This is a genomic window from Nostoc sp. GT001 (assembly GCF_030382115.1).
In the GTDB taxonomy this organism is placed as follows: domain Bacteria; phylum Cyanobacteriota; class Cyanobacteriia; order Cyanobacteriales; family Nostocaceae; genus Nostoc.
The window spans coordinates 768,197-783,705 of the sequence record NZ_JAUDRJ010000003.1 but is presented as its reverse complement, the minus strand read 5'-3'; the positions used below and the strand labels follow the sequence as shown (position 1 = coordinate 783,705).

At 43.8% G+C, this 15,509-nt stretch carries 13 protein-coding genes; 10 read left to right on the top strand and 3 right to left on the bottom strand.

Going from position 1 to position 15,509, the window contains the following annotated elements; translation table 11 throughout:
- Positions 1-601 precede the first annotated feature (601 nt).
- From QUD05_RS06305 to QUD05_RS06265, 9 genes are all read left to right on the top strand, one after another.
- Positions 602-2,659: a phosphodiester glycosidase family protein gene (locus QUD05_RS06305; RefSeq protein ID WP_289795329.1), complete on the top strand. Its 2,058-nt coding sequence runs from the start codon at positions 602-604 to the stop codon at positions 2,657-2,659.
- 262 nt (positions 2,660-2,921) lie between these two features.
- Positions 2,922-3,341 carry a cupin domain-containing protein gene (locus tag QUD05_RS06300; RefSeq protein ID WP_099099760.1) on the top strand — a complete coding sequence of 140 codons (420 nt, stop codon included), beginning with the start codon at positions 2,922-2,924 and terminating at the stop codon, positions 3,339-3,341.
- A 243-nt stretch (positions 3,342-3,584) separates the two neighbouring features.
- Complete coding sequence (locus tag QUD05_RS06295) at positions 3,585-3,908, top strand: HesB/IscA family protein (RefSeq protein ID WP_289799891.1); 324 nt, start codon at positions 3,585-3,587, stop codon at positions 3,906-3,908.
- 132 nt (positions 3,909-4,040) lie between these two features.
- Entirely contained in the window at positions 4,041-4,424 is a 384-nt protein-coding gene (gene rpsL / locus QUD05_RS06290) for a 30S ribosomal protein S12 (RefSeq protein WP_012410236.1), read from the top strand.
- A 588-nt stretch (positions 4,425-5,012) separates the two neighbouring features.
- Positions 5,013-5,483: a 30S ribosomal protein S7 gene (gene rpsG / locus QUD05_RS06285; RefSeq protein WP_069070112.1), complete on the top strand. Its 471-nt coding sequence runs from the start codon at positions 5,013-5,015 to the stop codon at positions 5,481-5,483.
- Positions 5,484-5,622: 139 nt separating this feature from the next.
- Positions 5,623-7,701: an elongation factor G gene (gene fusA, locus QUD05_RS06280; protein WP_289795328.1), complete on the top strand. Its 2,079-nt coding sequence runs from the start codon at positions 5,623-5,625 to the stop codon at positions 7,699-7,701.
- Between the two features lie 23 nt (positions 7,702-7,724).
- Complete coding sequence (gene tuf, locus QUD05_RS06275) at positions 7,725-8,954, top strand: elongation factor Tu (protein WP_069070114.1); 1,230 nt, start codon at positions 7,725-7,727, stop codon at positions 8,952-8,954.
- 184 nt (positions 8,955-9,138) lie between these two features.
- The gene (gene rpsJ, locus QUD05_RS06270; protein ID WP_008232935.1) at positions 9,139-9,456 is read left to right on the top strand and encodes a 30S ribosomal protein S10; all 318 of its coding nucleotides are present in this window, start codon (positions 9,139-9,141) and stop codon (positions 9,454-9,456) included.
- 247 nt (positions 9,457-9,703) lie between these two features.
- Positions 9,704-10,351, top strand: coding sequence for an LON peptidase substrate-binding domain-containing protein (locus QUD05_RS06265; RefSeq protein ID WP_094349488.1), 648 nt, complete (start codon positions 9,704-9,706; stop codon positions 10,349-10,351).
- 133 nt (positions 10,352-10,484) lie between these two features.
- On the opposite strand, the gene pheA is transcribed toward QUD05_RS06265, so the two are convergent.
- Positions 10,485-11,360 carry a prephenate dehydratase gene (gene pheA / locus QUD05_RS06260; RefSeq protein WP_289795327.1) on the bottom strand — a complete coding sequence of 292 codons (876 nt, stop codon included), beginning with the start codon at positions 11,358-11,360 and terminating at the stop codon, positions 10,485-10,487.
- Positions 11,361-11,823: 463 nt separating this feature from the next.
- On the opposite strand from pheA, the gene QUD05_RS06255 reads away from it, so the two are divergent.
- Positions 11,824-12,411, top strand: a complete 588-nt coding sequence (locus QUD05_RS06255; protein ID WP_289795326.1) for a DUF1997 domain-containing protein — start codon at positions 11,824-11,826, stop codon at positions 12,409-12,411.
- Between the two features lie 129 nt (positions 12,412-12,540).
- Here QUD05_RS06255 and QUD05_RS06250 read toward each other — a convergent pair whose 3' ends face one another.
- Together QUD05_RS06250 and rne are read right to left on the bottom strand one after the other, a co-directional pair.
- Entirely contained in the window at positions 12,541-13,200 is a 660-nt protein-coding gene (locus QUD05_RS06250) for a ribonuclease HII (protein ID WP_289795325.1), read from the bottom strand.
- An 8-nt stretch (positions 13,201-13,208) separates the two neighbouring features.
- A complete protein-coding gene (rne, locus tag QUD05_RS06245; protein ID WP_289795324.1) occupies positions 13,209-15,350 on the bottom strand; it encodes a ribonuclease E in 2,142 nt (713 codons plus the stop codon).
- Between the last annotated feature and the right edge of the window lie 159 nt (positions 15,351-15,509).

The following is a 15,509-nucleotide window of genomic DNA, read 5'->3' as shown; positions in this document are numbered from 1 at the left end:
TCAAGAACTCACTATAAGCAGTCGCGTTGCGTTTCTGAGAGAAGCTATGCTAAAAGCTTTACGCTACGCTACCTTAATTCGTGGTTGCAATCAGTGAGGGGTTCTACCCTCCATTGTCTTGTTAACCATTGAATTAAAAATTGAGTCTGATCTGGTGTACCTTTTTAATTACGAATTAGTAATTATTTGGTTATCCCGATCCAGCAATAAAATCAGCGTATTACAATATATACCCATTTGACAATTCCCAAATATTGTTGTTGTCTAGAATTTTACCGCTTACCACTTGCCGCATGTATTACTATTAACTAGACATTACTGAAGTAATAACAGTAGCAACCTTCAGCTAGGATTAAATATCTTAATCCAATTTTGATAACCAAAACTACCGTATATAGTGTGGTTAGAATTAGTGGGAGTTAAAAAACTTGATTGCAGTGGCTTTAGCGTCTAAATAAATTAATGTGTTTCTAAAAGAGATAACTAGCCAATATATAGATTAACATATTTATTCAAAAATAAAGTCATGTTTCCTTTATATTTCCAAATAATTGGTTAGTTTAAACCTTGGGTAATAGTTTTCCAAAGCATCTAGTAAATTATGGTAAAAATGCCGAATTGTTGCCAATCAGAGATTAGCGATGGCTCTGCAAACGCCAAGGGCGATCGCAAGTTTTTTCAGGCTACTGTGTCATCAATACTTTTGACAACACTGTGCTTAACTACCACCTATGCTACCAACGCCCAGGAGTCCCCAAAAACCACCAAATCAACACCCAGGTTAATATCACAGTCACCCACACCTCCTTTACCAGGTGTGGCATCCTCTGGTAATCAAATTTCCCTCAATGGTCGTACTTTACCAGGAACTTGGTTACAGCGACCTGGAAAATCGGGACAGGTGACAACCAATATTAGTGATGGGGCATTTAGGCAATTAATTGGAGTAAATTTCTTAAACAGTAGTAATTCAGCGAAGCAACCAATACAGTGGTTTTCGTCGTTGACAAAGCCACTGGTATTAGCCACCAGCCTACTAGGAGCATATCGCTATCTGGATATCACTAATTTTGCTCAAACATCTGGCTGGCAAATTCAAGCTAATGGCAACACTTTGGTGATTGCTACCCCAAAAACACAAATCACAAATATTGTTCAGAGTCAGGAACCTCCAGAAGCGAGTACCCCTTTGCAGCAGTCTCGGATTCTTGTCGATTTAGATCGTCCCACTCCCTGGCAAGTTGTACAAGGGTCAGCGATCGCAAAACCCCAAACTCCATCTTCCGATCCAGATACGCCAACTCCCAAATCTACTGTACCGCCAAATAGACAATGGACAATTACCCTGGATGGAATAGCCGATCCCGTTTTGATAGAACGCTATACTCCCCAGCCACCAGCAGCACCAACATTGCTGCCAAACTTGCTAAAACAATTATTACCAACTACACCAACAGAACTAATACCACCAGCCCCTGAGCCACTGATTCAAAAAGTGGAGGTAGTGAAAAACCAAACGATTATTAGTCTGAGCGTTCCCTTTGGTCTATCGCCTCAAGTTATTACTGTAGATAACCCCAATCGCCTGATTATCAATATTCGACCCGATCCTCTAGAAGAACGGGATATTACTTGGACTTCAGGATTGCGCTGGCGACAGCATTATGTCAACTTAGGCACACAACGCTTTCCTGTGGTTTGGTTAGAAGTTAATCCTCGCAAATTTGGGCTAACGTTGAAACCTATGTGGGCTAGTCCTGATGGGCTTGCGGGTACTGCTCCCTTAATTCAAACAGCACAACGTTACTTAGCAGTAGCTGGAATTAATGGTGGTTACTTTAACCGTAATAACAAATTGCCATTGGGTGCGATTCGTCGAGATAGTCAATGGTTATCAGGCCCGATTCTTAACCGAGGTGCGATCGCTTGGAATGATTCAGGCCAATTTTACTTTGGTCGTCTCACCTTAGAAGAAACTTTAATCGCAGCAAATGACCAACGCCTACCAATTCTGTTTCTCAACAGTGGTTACGTCCAGAGTGGCATTGCTCGTTACACCACAGCTTGGGGATCAACTTACACACCCCTGACAGATAACGAAATTATCTTAGTGGTACAGAAAGACCAAATTACTAATCAGTTCCCAGGCGGCAAAGTTGGTGTAGCTGCGGTTCCCATTCCCCAGGATGGCTACCTGCTAACTTTACGCGCTAACGCTACTACTGCTGTCTCCCAGCTACCTATTGGAAGCACAGTAAGCATTTCCAGCGCCACTACTCCGACTGATTTTAGTCGTTATCCCCACATTATCGGGGCTGGGCCGCTATTAGTCCAAAATCGTCAAATTGTCCTTGATGCCAAAGGCGAAAAATTCAGCAATGCCTTTATTGCCGAAAAAGCTATTCGTAGCGGTATTTGCACAACGGCAACAGGCACACTAATGATTACTGCTACCCATAATCGTGTCGGCGGTTATGAGCCTAATTTGGCAGAACACGCCCAATTGATGCAACTCATGGGCTGTGTAGATGCCCTAAATTTGGACGGCGGTAGTTCTACCAGCCTTTATTTAGGAGGGCAACTACTCGATCGATCGCCCAGTACCGCTGCTCGTGTTCACAACGGAATTGGTATTTTCCTAAAACCACGAAGAAAATGAGGTAATAGAAAAAAAACTCAATCCCCAGTCCCAAATCCCCAGTCACTTTTTAAAGTTTAGAACAAGCTGTCATTTTGCTTGATGAAGACTTGGTGTAGACATCAGAATTTTAGTAGTGATGGTTTACACCATCAGGTTTGATTTTGCTATGTTTATCAAAGTGCGACAAAATTGCTGATTTTCAAGGTTGCAAGATAGCGCCAGATTTTTTATCAATAATTAAGAGTACCAACGGTTTGTTATGTCTTCAAATGAGGTAACTATGGCTCGATATCAAGAAACTACACAGACTGAAACTCTACACCTCCCTCCAACCATAACTTCCAGGGGCGTTGCTGCAACTGAATTACGTCCTTGGGGTGCTTTTACAGTTTTAGAAGAAGGGCGCGGATACAAAATTAAGCGCATCGAAGTTAAGCCTGGACACCGCCTCAGTCTACAAATGCACCATCACCGTAGTGAACATTGGATTGTCGTCTCTGGTACAGCTAGAGTAGTTTGTGGTGAGAAAGAAGTACTACTGAGCAATAATGAATCAACTTACGTACCCCAATGTACATCTCATCGTTTAGAAAATCCTGGCGTGATCCCCTTGGTGTTGATTGAAGTCCAAAATGGCGAATACTTGGGAGAAGATGATATTATTCGCTACCAAGATGACTATGCCCGTACCAAAGATTAAAACCAAAAGAACGCTATTAAAGCTTTAATCCCAAAGCTAATTCGTGTAAACCGTCTTTGTAAACGAACTACTACACCCCAGAAGTCCCTACCTAGTTAAGGTGGGGACTGAAATATGTTAGTGTTATAAATGTAGTAATAGCGATCACGCTCATGCCTTGGGTAATTTGGAATTTTGCACAAGCAAGGGTCAACCTATCTGTAAAATGGAAGATGGGGTATTCAATTGCAAAAAACGAGTTCCATGATTCATCTGAGTCAAGCAGCCGTAAGTGAGATTGGGCGAATAAAGCCCAAGCAGCCAAATCTCTTGTTTCGATTGGCAGTAAAACCAGGTGGTTGTTCCGGGTTCTTTTATGATATGTCCTTCGATGAAGCAATAAAAGTTGACGACCAGGTTTTCGACTTGGATGAGATTCAATTAGTCATAGATGCCACAAGCTTAAATTACCTCAACGGTTTGAGAGTTGATTATTCAGAAGACTTAATGGGTGGTGGTTTTCGCTTCCACAATCCTCTGGCGATCGCTACCTGTGGGTGTGGCAATTCCTTCTCCTTGAGTCCCTAGTGATTGAGCATTAGTCAAAAAACAGATGTTTGATGGCTAAGGAAAAATAACAATTGACATAAAGCCGTAAAAAAAGATATAATCAGGATTTGTTAAAACTTAGACCATAAGCAGCTTTACGCGCTGTAACTCATGCCAACAATACAGCAGCTAATACGAAATGAGCGCGAACAAGCGCGTCAGAAAACCAAGTCCCCTGCTCTGAAACAATGCCCCCAACGTCGGGGAGTTTGTACCAGAGTATACACGACCACACCAAAAAAGCCTAACTCAGCCCTACGCAAAGTAGCAAGAGTCAGACTTACTTCTGGATTTGAAGTCACAGCTTACATTCCAGGCATTGGTCACAACTTACAAGAACACTCAGTTGTGATGATTCGTGGCGGTCGGGTTAAGGATCTACCAGGCGTGAGATACCACATTATCCGTGGCACCCTAGATACAGCCGGAGTCAAAGACCGCAAGCAAGGCCGTTCCAAATATGGAACCAAGCGTCCTAAAGAAGCGAAAAAATAGGATTAGACGATTAATCGCATCCAATACGATTAATCGTCTACCTTAAAAACATTGAAGGGCAAAAGAAGAGCGGCATCTTTGTTCTAACAGTAGTTATGAAGGCTGCTAAAGTCTGTTTCAAAAAATCAAGCAAGCTACATCTACACTAAGCGAGCAAGTGTAGAAGTTCTGAGGAGAAAGCTGTAACTGACAGCGAGTCTCTCATCTGAACATTAAATTTTATAATCTTGTCGCCTTGAGTATTTAGTTGCAGGTAGCAAGTCAAACAATTTTAGATTTTAGACTTCGGCTCCTTTCGACTTCGCTCAAGGCAAGTTGCTCAGTCGAACGATTTGCGATTTTGGATTGGTCAAACCCACAAGGGAATTAGGCTTACAGACTTTTGATTTGTTCAGATCCTTGCGATCGGAATATATACCGAAAACTTTTAATCCAAAATCCAAAATCCAAAATTGGCAGTAAATAAGTCAGCCTTGCTGCAACGGTCGAAAAAAATAGAGGAAGTCTGAGGGTTGGGTTCTACCGCTTTTAGTTTCCAGTGTCTGATAGCATATAATTTCGTTGCCAATTCCGAATTAAAGGTGAAGTATGTCTCGTCGTGGTGTTATTCAAAGGCGCCCAGTTCCGTCTGACTCCGTATATAACAGTCGCCTTGTGAGCATGATTATCAGACGGATCATGCGTCATGGCAAAAAATCACTTGCCGCACGCATTGTTTATGATGCATTAAAAACTATTGAAGAACGCACTGGTGCTGGTGCCTTAGAAACCTTTGAAAGAGCAGTGCGAAATGCCACGCCTTTAGTAGAAGTAAAGGCTCGGCGAGTTGGTGGAGCAACCTACCAAGTACCAATGGAAGTGCGTACAGAACGGGGCACTACTTTAGCACTGCGTTGGTTAGTGCAATATTCTCGGTCTAGACCAGGCCGGACAATGGCCAGCAAACTGGCAAATGAGTTAATGGATGCTGCCAACGAAACTGGCAATGCCATTCGCAAACGCGAAGAAACGCACCGGATGGCGGAAGCTAACAAAGCATTCGCACACTATCGTTACTAAGTAAAAAAGCGATATATCGCCCTCCAGAAGCGGTATATCGTATGATTTACAAAAAGAAGACGGTTTTCCCTAAAAGTATAGAATCTTAACAAAGAGTAATATACAAGATATCATGAGGCAAAAACTATAGGAGGTAGCTGTGGCACGCACGATCCCGCTAGAGAAAGTACGCAACATTGGTATTGCGGCGCATATAGATGCGGGCAAAACAACAACAACAGAGAGAATATTATTTTACTCTGGGATAATTCATAAAATTGGCGAAGTTCACGAAGGAACTGCTGTCACAGACTGGATGGAGCAGGAGCGGGAGCGGGGAATTACCATTACTGCTGCTGCGATCAGTACCAGTTGGAAAGATCATCAAATTAACATTATCGATACTCCGGGTCACGTAGACTTCACAATTGAAGTTGAGCGTTCGATGCGCGTGTTGGATGGTGTAATCGCAGTATTTTGTTCTGTGGGTGGCGTGCAACCGCAGTCTGAGACAGTGTGGCGTCAAGCAGAACGCTACAAAGTTCCTCGGATAGCCTTTATTAACAAGATGGATCGCACCGGAGCGAACTTTTATAAAGTTCACGAGCAAATCCGCGATCGCCTGCGGGCGAATGCGATCGCCATTCAACTACCAATTGGTAGTGAAAACGACTTCCGAGGGATCGTTGACCTAGTACGGCAACGTGCGTATATTTACGCTAATGACCAAGGAACTGATATTCAGGAAACTGATATCCCAGAAGAACTACAAGCGCAGGTAGACGAATTCCGTACCAAGCTCATAGAAGCTGCGGCAGAAACCGATGATGCTCTGATGGCTAAGTACTTCGAGGGCGAAGAACTTACAGAACAGGAAGTTCGGACTGCCCTACGTAAAGGCACAATTGCGGGGACAATTGTACCAGTACTTTGTGGTTCGGCATTCAAAAACAAAGGCGTGCAATTGATGCTGGATGCCGTTGTTGATTACCTCCCAGCGCCAAGTGAAGTACCGCCAATTCAAGGCTTACTGCCCAATGGCGATACTGTTGAGCGGCGGGCTGATGACAACGAACCCCTAGCGGCTCTGGCATTCAAGATTATGGCTGACCCTTACGGTCGGCTGACATTTGTTCGCGTTTATTCTGGTGTCCTGAAGAAGGGCAGCTACGTTCTCAACGCTAGTAAGAATAAAAAAGAACGGATTTCTCGCTTAGTTCTCATGAAGGCAGACGATCGGCAAGATGTCGATGAACTGCGAGCGGGTGATTTGGGAGCAGCTCTGGGATTGAAAGACACCTTGACAGGTGACACGCTCTGTGATGATGGATCGCCAGTAATTCTGGAATCACTATTCATTCCCGAGCCTGTGATCTCGGTAGCGGTTGAACCCAAAACCAAGAACGACATGGACAAGCTGTCCAAGGCTCTGCAATCTCTCTCAGAAGAAGACCCCACCTTCCGTGTCCGCGTCGATCCGGAAACAAACCAAACCGTGATCGCGGGGATGGGAGAGCTACACCTAGAAATTCTAGTAGACCGGATGTTACGAGAATTCAAGGTGGAAGCGAATGTAGGTGCCCCACAAGTAGCTTACCGAGAAACAATTCGGAAAGCTGTAAATAAAGTTGAGGGCAAATTCATCCGCCAAAGTGGTGGTAAAGGTCAATACGGTCACGTTGTGATCAATTTGGAGCCTGGAGAACCCGGTAGTGGCTTTGAATTCGTTTCCAAAATTGCTGGTGGTACAGTACCTAAAGAGTACGTTGGCCCCGCAGAACAAGGAATGAAAGAAAGCTGCGAATCCGGTGTTCTAGCTGGATATCCGTTGATTGACGTTAAAGCGACGCTAATTGATGGGTCATACCACGATGTAGACTCTTCAGAAATGGCTTTCAAAATCGCTGGCTCAATGGCGATGAAAGAGGCTGTACTGAAAGCTTCACCTGTCATCTTAGAGCCTATGATGAAAGTTGAAGTTGAAGTTCCTGAAGACTATATGGGAAACGTCATTGGCGACCTCAACACCCGCCGAGGGCAGATTGAAAGCCAAAGCACCGAAAAGGGACTCGCTAAGGTAACATCCAAAGTTCCACTAGCGAGCATGTTTGGCTACGCCACTGATATCCGGTCAAAAACGCAAGGTCGGGGTACCTTCACGATGGAATTCAGCCACTACGAAGAGGTGCCTCGCAGCGTAGCTGAAACTATCATTGCAAAAAGCAAAGGGAACGCTTAGTTAAAATAAGGAAATGAGCATTCATGGCACGCGCAAAGTTTGAAAGGAATAAACCCCACATTAATATCGGTACAGTTGGCCACGTTGACCACGGTAAAACTACCTTGACAGCAGCCATCACCATGACCTTGGCAGCTATGGGTCAAGCTGTAGCTAAAGGCTACGACCAAATTGATAATGCCCCAGAAGAAAAGGCACGGGGTATTACCATCAATACCGCTCACGTAGAGTATGAAACTGCAAATAGACACTATGCTCACGTAGACTGTCCAGGACACGCTGACTATGTGAAGAACATGATCACTGGTGCTGCACAGATGGACGGAGGTATCCTCGTAGTTGCTGCTACCGATGGTCCTATGCCCCAAACCCGCGAACACATTCTGTTGGCAAAACAGGTTGGTGTTCCTAGTCTGGTTGTCTTCTTGAACAAAGAAGACTTGATGGATGACCCAGAACTCCTGGAACTAGTGGAACTAGAACTGAGAGAACTGTTAAGCAGCTATGATTTCCCTGGTGATGATATCCCTATTATCAAAGGCTCTGGTCTGCAAGCTCTGGAAGCAATGACCAAGAATCCCAAGACCCAACGCGGTGAAAATCCTTGGGTAGACAAAATCTATGAACTGATGGATGCTGTAGATTCTTACATCCCCACTCCTGAGCGGGATGTTGATAAACCTTTCCTGATGGCTGTAGAAGACGTGTTCTCAATCACAGGTCGTGGTACTGTCGCCACTGGTCGGATTGAACGGGGTGTAGTAAAAGTTGGCGATAACGTTGAACTAGTGGGTATCAGAGATACTCGCGCTACTACCGTAACTGGGATTGAAATGTTCAAGAAGAGTCTTGAGCAAGGTATGGCTGGAGATAACGCTGGCGTACTACTCCGGGGTATCCAGAAGGCTGATATTGAACGGGGTATGGTAATTGCCAAACCAGGTTCAATTAAACCTCATAATGAATTTGAAGGTGAAGTGTACGTCCTCACAGAAAAAGAAGGTGGTCGTAAGACTCCATTTTTCGCTGGCTATCGTCCCCAGTTCTACGTGCGGACAACCGATGTAACTGGTACTATCAAAGCCTACACTTCCGATGAAGGCAAAGAAGTAGAAATGGTCATGCCAGGCGATCGCATCAAGATGACAGTAGAATTGATCAACGCGATCGCGATTGAACAAGGAATGCGCTTCGCTATCCGCGAAGGTGGTCGCACCATCGGTGCTGGTGTCGTTTCCAAAATTATCAAGTAGCACCTTTTTGCTCATAACAAAGGAGCAGAGATGGTATTTATTTTGCCTCTCTGCTCCTTTCTCTTCCCTCTATAAATAAGGCAATAGGTTACAGGGGACAGGTAATAGTTTTCTGTAACCGATAACTTGCAACCTTTAACCTGTAAATACTCCNCCTAATTACGCAGAACCTGGAAAATTAAAGATGGCAACTCTACAGCAGCAGAAGATTAGAATTCGCTTACAAGCCTTTGACAGGCGCTTATTAGATACATCTTGCGAGAAGATTGTAGACACAGCTAACCGCACCAACGCTACAGCTATAGGCCCAATTCCCTTACCAACAAAACGCCGGATCTATTGTGTGCTGCGATCGCCTCACGTAGATAAAGATTCACGGGAACACTTTGAAACCCGTACTCATCGCCGGATTATTGACATTTACCAGCCCTCTTCTAAGACTATTGATGCCCTGATGAAATTGGATCTACCATCGGGTGTAGATATTGAAGTCAAACTTTAATTTAGTCATTAGTCACTTGTACTGAGCGTAGTCGTTGGCGTAGCCTCTCGTAGAGAAGTATTGGTCATTTGTCATTAGCAAAGGACAAAGGACAAAAGACATTAGTATGAATATTTACACAGCCCTGAAGAAATATATCTCAGGGCTTTTATTTAGCTAGGAAACAAATGATAGAATGTAGATAAAGTACGGGAAAAGCAGAGAAAAAGAAAGAAATTTTAAAGATTAAGTTTATACCAAAGTAACAATGACATCATCTTCTAAAATTGCAGTTCGCGAACTACCTCTGTTCCCGTTACCCGAAGTAGTTCTGTTTCCTACTAGGCCATTACCCCTGCACATCTTTGAATTTCGCTACCGAATCATGATGAATACGATTTTGGAGAGCGATCGCAGGTTCGGTGTTTTGATGTTTGATCCAGTCAAAGGTACAATTGCAAACACTGGTTGCTGTGCCGAAATCATTCATCACCAACGACTGCCAGATGATCGGATCAAAATGATGACTTTAGGGCAGCAAAGATTTCGTGTATTAGAGTATGTTCGTGAAAAGCCATACCGCGTTGGCTTAGTTGAGTGGATTGAAGACCAACCACCGACTAAAGATTTGCGACCTTTATCAACTGAAGTAGAACAACTACTACGAGATGTTGTGCGTCTGTCAGCCAAATTAACCGAACAAAATATCGAATTGCCAGAAGATTTGCCTGATCTACCTACAGAATTATCTTATTGGGTAGCCAGTAACCTTTATGGTGTCGCCGCAGAGCAGCAATTATTATTAGAAATGCAAGATACTGTCACTCGTCTAGAGCGAGAAGCAGAAATTTTAACTTCTACTCGGAATCACTTGGCAGCTCGCGCTGTTCTCAAAGATACATTTAGTGAAAAGTGAGGAGTTAAGAGTTAGGAGTTAGAAGTTAGGAAGAAAAAACAAAAATAAAAGATCGACAACTTATAATTTATATTTCCTGGCTGATAATTTGTAAATCCTAAATGAGAACTCTTAACTGGTAACTCCTAACTTCTTAAGTAACGGTGCCGATCGGTAAAACATTGTAAGCGCCAAGAATTTTCAAAATTTCTGTGTGCATAGTTAATTCTGCTAAAGCAGATTGCATTTGTGCTTCCTTGGCATCCGCTTCTAAATCCATGAAAAACAAGTATTCGCCTAGTGATCGCTTCGTAGGACGAGATTCAATCCGGCTGAGGTTAATCCCTAGTTGAGCAAATATTTGCAAAGGTTTGACTAATGCTCCGGGTGTGTTGGCAGGCATACTAAAAGCCAGCGATGTGTGACTAGCAGGCGCTTTTGTTGCTTGGTATCCAGCGTCCACCTCACCCTGACTTACTACCCAAAAACGAGTAAAGTTTTCTGGATTGTCGTTGATACCACTAGCAAGTATCGGCAGGTTGTAGAGTTGAGCAGCTCTACTAGAAGCGATCGCTGCTGTTGTTGTCTCTTGCTCCAATCGCTGTAGTGCTTCGGTTGTGGAATTGCTGGGAATAATCTGTACAGTTGGGAGAAACCGCTCTAACCATCCCTGACATTGTGCCAAGGCTTGCGGGTGAGAATAAACAGTTTTAATCTTATCTAAATTAGATGCGCAAGAAATTAATGTATGGGCAATGGGTAATACCAAAGCCAACTGAATTCGCAAATTGTCCAACTGCCATAGTGTATCCATTGTTGTAGTCACACTTCCTTCAATAGAATTTTCTACTGGCACAACAGCCAAGTTAGCTTGACCATCAGCAACGGCGTGCAGTGATTGGGGGATGGTGGGATAGGGACATAACCTAGCTTCAACTCCCGTACTTCTAGTTAGCCAGTTGACATAAAAAACAGCTGCTTGCTCTGTGTAAGTGCCGGGAGGTCCTAAATGTGCGATCGATAAAGTCATGCTTTTATATCAAGTTGCGAGTTTAATGCAGAAACAGAGATTATGATATTTTGGTTTGGAAAATATATTCAATACCTACTCTACTAAACACTGTTATTTTTATAATTTATGCACTAAACGGATAGAACGAAATATGTATCCAAGAAAATAAGTGATGGAAAGGAGTCTTTTAGTAGATAGATTTTCTAGCAGTTTTTTGCTAAATCCCTATGAAGATTTAAGAGCAATTATATTGGTTTCTATCCCGGCAAATAAGCATATCATTGATTTTGTGTCAAGACTTAAATCCTAATCTATATTTCCTGAACTAAAGATAGAATGAGCGTACCAACTTTTTGCTAATGATGTATAGCTGATAAGCAATACATCATTTTTATAGTCAATAAATTTTGTACTTTTCTAATAATCAGAACTAAGTTGTTAAAAAATATTAAAATTAAGAAACAGATATTTTTATTAGCTCATGGCTACCCGGTTTACTGCCTCCCAATCGGTTGAAATCGCTGTTCCAGAGCAGCCTATTCCCATTCAGCACTACTTGCGTCAGCCTCAACGCCTAGTTAAGGCTTTGGTTGACAATAGTCGGATTCAGCAGCTTTCTGAAGAAGTATTTCGCTTGAAAATGCGTCCGCTGACTTTTATGTCACTGAGTATTCAACCTACTGTAGACATGAGAGTCTGGGCAGAATCAAATGGAATAATTTATTTGCGATCACTAAACTGTGAAATTTTAGGTTTCGAGTATATTAACCAGCGCTTTGCTCTCAATTTAAAAGGCTATTTGTCTCCCAAAGAGTTTAGCACTGGCACTCGCCTGCAAGGAAAAGCTGATTTAGAAGTGGTGGTGGATTTCCCACCGCCATTTTCCTTTACTCCTAAGCCGATTTTAGAAGCTACTGGCAATGGTTTGCTTAAAAGCGTACTGTTGTCAGTCAAGCAACGGTTATTGAATCAACTTTTGACGGATTATCGTTACTGGGTGATATCACAAACCAAAGACAGAGGACTTGACAGGGATACCACTGAATTCCCAATCCTGAATGCTGAGTAATTATTTTAACAAACAGAATTCAGGAGCCAGAATACCCTTTCAGGGAAGCAAGCTACAGAATTGAATTCTGTAATTAGTGGCACGACTGAATCCCCACTAATTCATTCTGAATTCTGTATTCTTCTTCAATCACTCAACATTCAGACTTTTGATTTGGCAAGGACGAAAAGACTGACGATGCAGAGGCGACGGCCCATATTGTTGCAAAGCCAGCAAATGTCGCTGGCTACCATAACCCTTGTTACACTCCAGGTTGTACATAGGGTATTTTAATGCTAGACGCATTATCAGATCGTCACGCCAAACCTTAGCAACAATACTAGCAGAGGCAATAGTGAGCGATCGCTCGTCTCCTTTAACTATTGTTTGTTGCGGCAATAACAAATCTTTGATTGACTGATTGCCGTCAATCAAGCAAAGTGCAGGCTGTACCTTTAACTTCAGTACAGCCCGCTTCATTGCTAACAGCGTCGCTTGCAAAATATTTATCTTGTCAATTTCGGCAGTAGAAGCAAACCCAATTTTCCAGTCTATAGCCAGCGCACAAATTTGCTGCGCTAGCTCGGTTCTCCGAGAACTAGACAACTTTTTACTGTCTTTGATTTTAGCTGCCATCAGTATAGGCAAAGCGCGATCTGGTAAGATCACTGCTGCCGCCACGACAGGACCAAATAGAGCACCTCGCCCTACTTCATCAACACCTGCAACTAACCCTGGAATCTCTGACAACAAGGTAGAAAACTCCAGCCAAGCGGATTGTTCCAAAGGCGTTGGCGATGTTTCTACCATAAAGCAAATTAATTATCCTCGATCGCTGAGGAACGACGGCGGCGGCGACGGCTGGCAGTGGCGCTGCTATTAGCTTCGCTTTCATCTGCGATTTCGTTCGCGGCGGCGGCTTTTGCAGACAAGCGTCCCGAAGGATTCACAGTCAACTCCGATGGTTCAGTTGTTTCTTCAATCAAAGATTTTTGTTCTGGCTCAATAACTTTTGGTGTCGGTATTTTGCTGGCAGTTATTTCAGGCGTTGCCTTTTGGGCAATAGTGATTATTTCAGGTGTTGCTTTTTGGACAATAGTTGATTCTGAGGTTGATTCAATTGGGGTCGTTGGCTGTTGACCGGGCTGAATCACATTAATAATTACAGACTTGGTATTTTTCACCTCTTGCTCTAACTTCACCAACGGAGATATTCCCATTAAGGCAAATATATCCTGTTCTTGGAGGCTCATTTCTACAGTTCTAATCTCCGGTGGTTCTACCACTGGTTTAACTGGTTCTGCCTTGATAATTTTAGTGCGCTCTACTCTTTCACTCCAGCCTGGTTTACCAAGGGTGGGTGAGGGAATTTCTGGTGCAACTCCTAGTTCTGGTTCTATATCCAGGTCTAAATCTGGCTCGTTAACAAAAGCCAGGGGATTAGGAACAATCCGAGCTTCATCTTTCCCGTTTAACCCATTGACACCAATTCGACTGCGGCGAGTGCGGGTACGGCGCTTATCATTCAGTTCTTGATAACTAGGATGATTGATCAGATTTAAGTTGCTCAATTCCGAGTCGCCGTCAAATGCTTCCCCAAATCCATCGTATGTTTCTCGTGGTTCAGGGGTGCGGGCAGATGGCTGACGTGGTTCTCGGTGAGGTAAGGATACAAAACGTTCGCGCTCTGGTGTCTCTGCCGGTATTGGCAATCGGTTTTCGATTTCTCCAGGCAGACGCACAGTATGTCCTAAACCGCCACAGGTGGGGCAAGTTTCACCAAACAATTCGTAAATATTTTGACCCTGACGTTTGCGGGTCAGTTCTACTAAACCCAGTTCGGTAAGTTGAGCAATCTGGGGACGAGCTTTGTCTGCTTTGAGTGCTTTATTAAAGTGTTCGAGAACTTGTAGCTGGTCACGTCTCGATTCCATATCGATAAAATCAACGACGATCACCCCGGCGATATTTCGCAGACGCAACTGACGAGCAATTTCTGTTGCGGCTTCGCAGTTTGTCCACAAAACTGTTTCTCTAGCTGTTGCCGATCGCGTGAAGGAACCTGAGTTAACATCGATTACGGTTAGTGCTTCCGTCGGCTCGATGATAATATAACCGCCAGAAGGTAGGTCTACCCTTGGTTTCAGGGCTTCTCTAATCGCAGCAGTGATGCGGAAGTATTCTAAAATTGGGGAGCGATCGCGATGATGATCAATCAACAATCCCTGCGGTGTTTGACCGCCACTCCAATTCTGCAAGTACTGTTTGACGCGCTTCAAACCAGTACTGGAATCCACAACAATCCGATTTACATCCGCGCCGTACATATCCCGCAATACGCGCTGAATGAAATCATCATCTCGGTTGAGCAGTGCTGGGGCACGGGTGGAATGCGCTTCCTGCTGGATCGCCTCCCATTGCTTTTGCAGCAATTCCAAATCTTCCATAATCGCTTCTTCGGGTTTGCCTTCTGCTTCTGTACGCACAAGCAAACCCATTCCCGCCGGCTTGACCAAAATCGCCAGCGCTCGCAAGCGGTTGCGCTCACTTTCACTTTTAATCCGTCGGGATAAATTTACGCCCCGACCGTAGGGCATCAGTACTACGTAGCGTCCTGGTAAGGTAATGTTACCCGTGAGCCTGGGACCTTTTGTCCCCGTTGGCTCTTTCATTACTTGCACCAAAACTTTCTGTTGTGGTGCAAGTAGTTCTGTAATTGCCGCTGCGGTACGCTTGAGCTTCAATGGCCCCAAGTCGGTAACGTGAATAAAACCGTTGCGCTCTGGGTCGCCAATATTGACAAAAGCTGCATCTATCCCAGGCAATACGTTTTCTACTACTCCTAAGTAGATATCACCTATTTGATGGTGCCCCGTAGCAACAACGAGTTCCTGTATTTGATCTTCAGAAAAAACCGCAGCAATTTGGTGCTGCTCCGCGATGATAATTTGTTTCGGCATTCAATTTCCTCAAAAATTGGCAGCACTTACAGGTTTGAGGTTTGTTGTATCAAGTCCGGTTAATTACTTAATAATTCAAAACTACTTGCGTCTCCGCGTCAGTTTTAATTACCAGTGTTTTCTCGGTTTGATATTATACTTTTGCTGCCCTCGCAACCC

Excerpts from the sequence above, each read along its gene's own strand:
- rpsG (WP_069070112.1), top strand. The coding sequence starts at position 5,013 with ATGTCTCGTCGTGGTGTTATTCAAAGGCGCCCAGTTCCGTCTGACTCC.
- QUD05_RS06265 (WP_094349488.1), top strand. The coding sequence starts at position 9,704 with ATGACATCATCTTCTAAAATTGCAGTTCGCGAACTACCTCTGTTCCCG.
- pheA (WP_289795327.1), bottom strand. The coding sequence starts at position 11,360 with ATGACTTTATCGATCGCACATTTAGGACCTCCCGGCACTTACACAGAG.
- QUD05_RS06250 (WP_289795325.1), bottom strand. The coding sequence starts at position 13,200 with ATGGTAGAAACATCGCCAACGCCTTTGGAACAATCCGCTTGGCTGGAG.
- QUD05_RS06300 (WP_099099760.1), top strand. The coding sequence starts at position 2,922 with ATGGCTCGATATCAAGAAACTACACAGACTGAAACTCTACACCTCCCT.
- rpsL (WP_012410236.1), top strand. The coding sequence starts at position 4,041 with ATGCCAACAATACAGCAGCTAATACGAAATGAGCGCGAACAAGCGCGT.
- QUD05_RS06305 (WP_289795329.1), top strand. The coding sequence starts at position 602 with ATGGTAAAAATGCCGAATTGTTGCCAATCAGAGATTAGCGATGGCTCT.
- QUD05_RS06255 (WP_289795326.1), top strand. The coding sequence starts at position 11,824 with ATGGCTACCCGGTTTACTGCCTCCCAATCGGTTGAAATCGCTGTTCCA.
- rpsJ (WP_008232935.1), top strand. The coding sequence starts at position 9,139 with ATGGCAACTCTACAGCAGCAGAAGATTAGAATTCGCTTACAAGCCTTT.
- rne (WP_289795324.1), bottom strand. The coding sequence starts at position 15,350 with ATGCCGAAACAAATTATCATCGCGGAGCAGCACCAAATTGCTGCGGTT.
- QUD05_RS06295 (WP_289799891.1), top strand. The coding sequence starts at position 3,585 with ATGATTCATCTGAGTCAAGCAGCCGTAAGTGAGATTGGGCGAATAAAG.
- tuf (WP_069070114.1), top strand. The coding sequence starts at position 7,725 with ATGGCACGCGCAAAGTTTGAAAGGAATAAACCCCACATTAATATCGGT.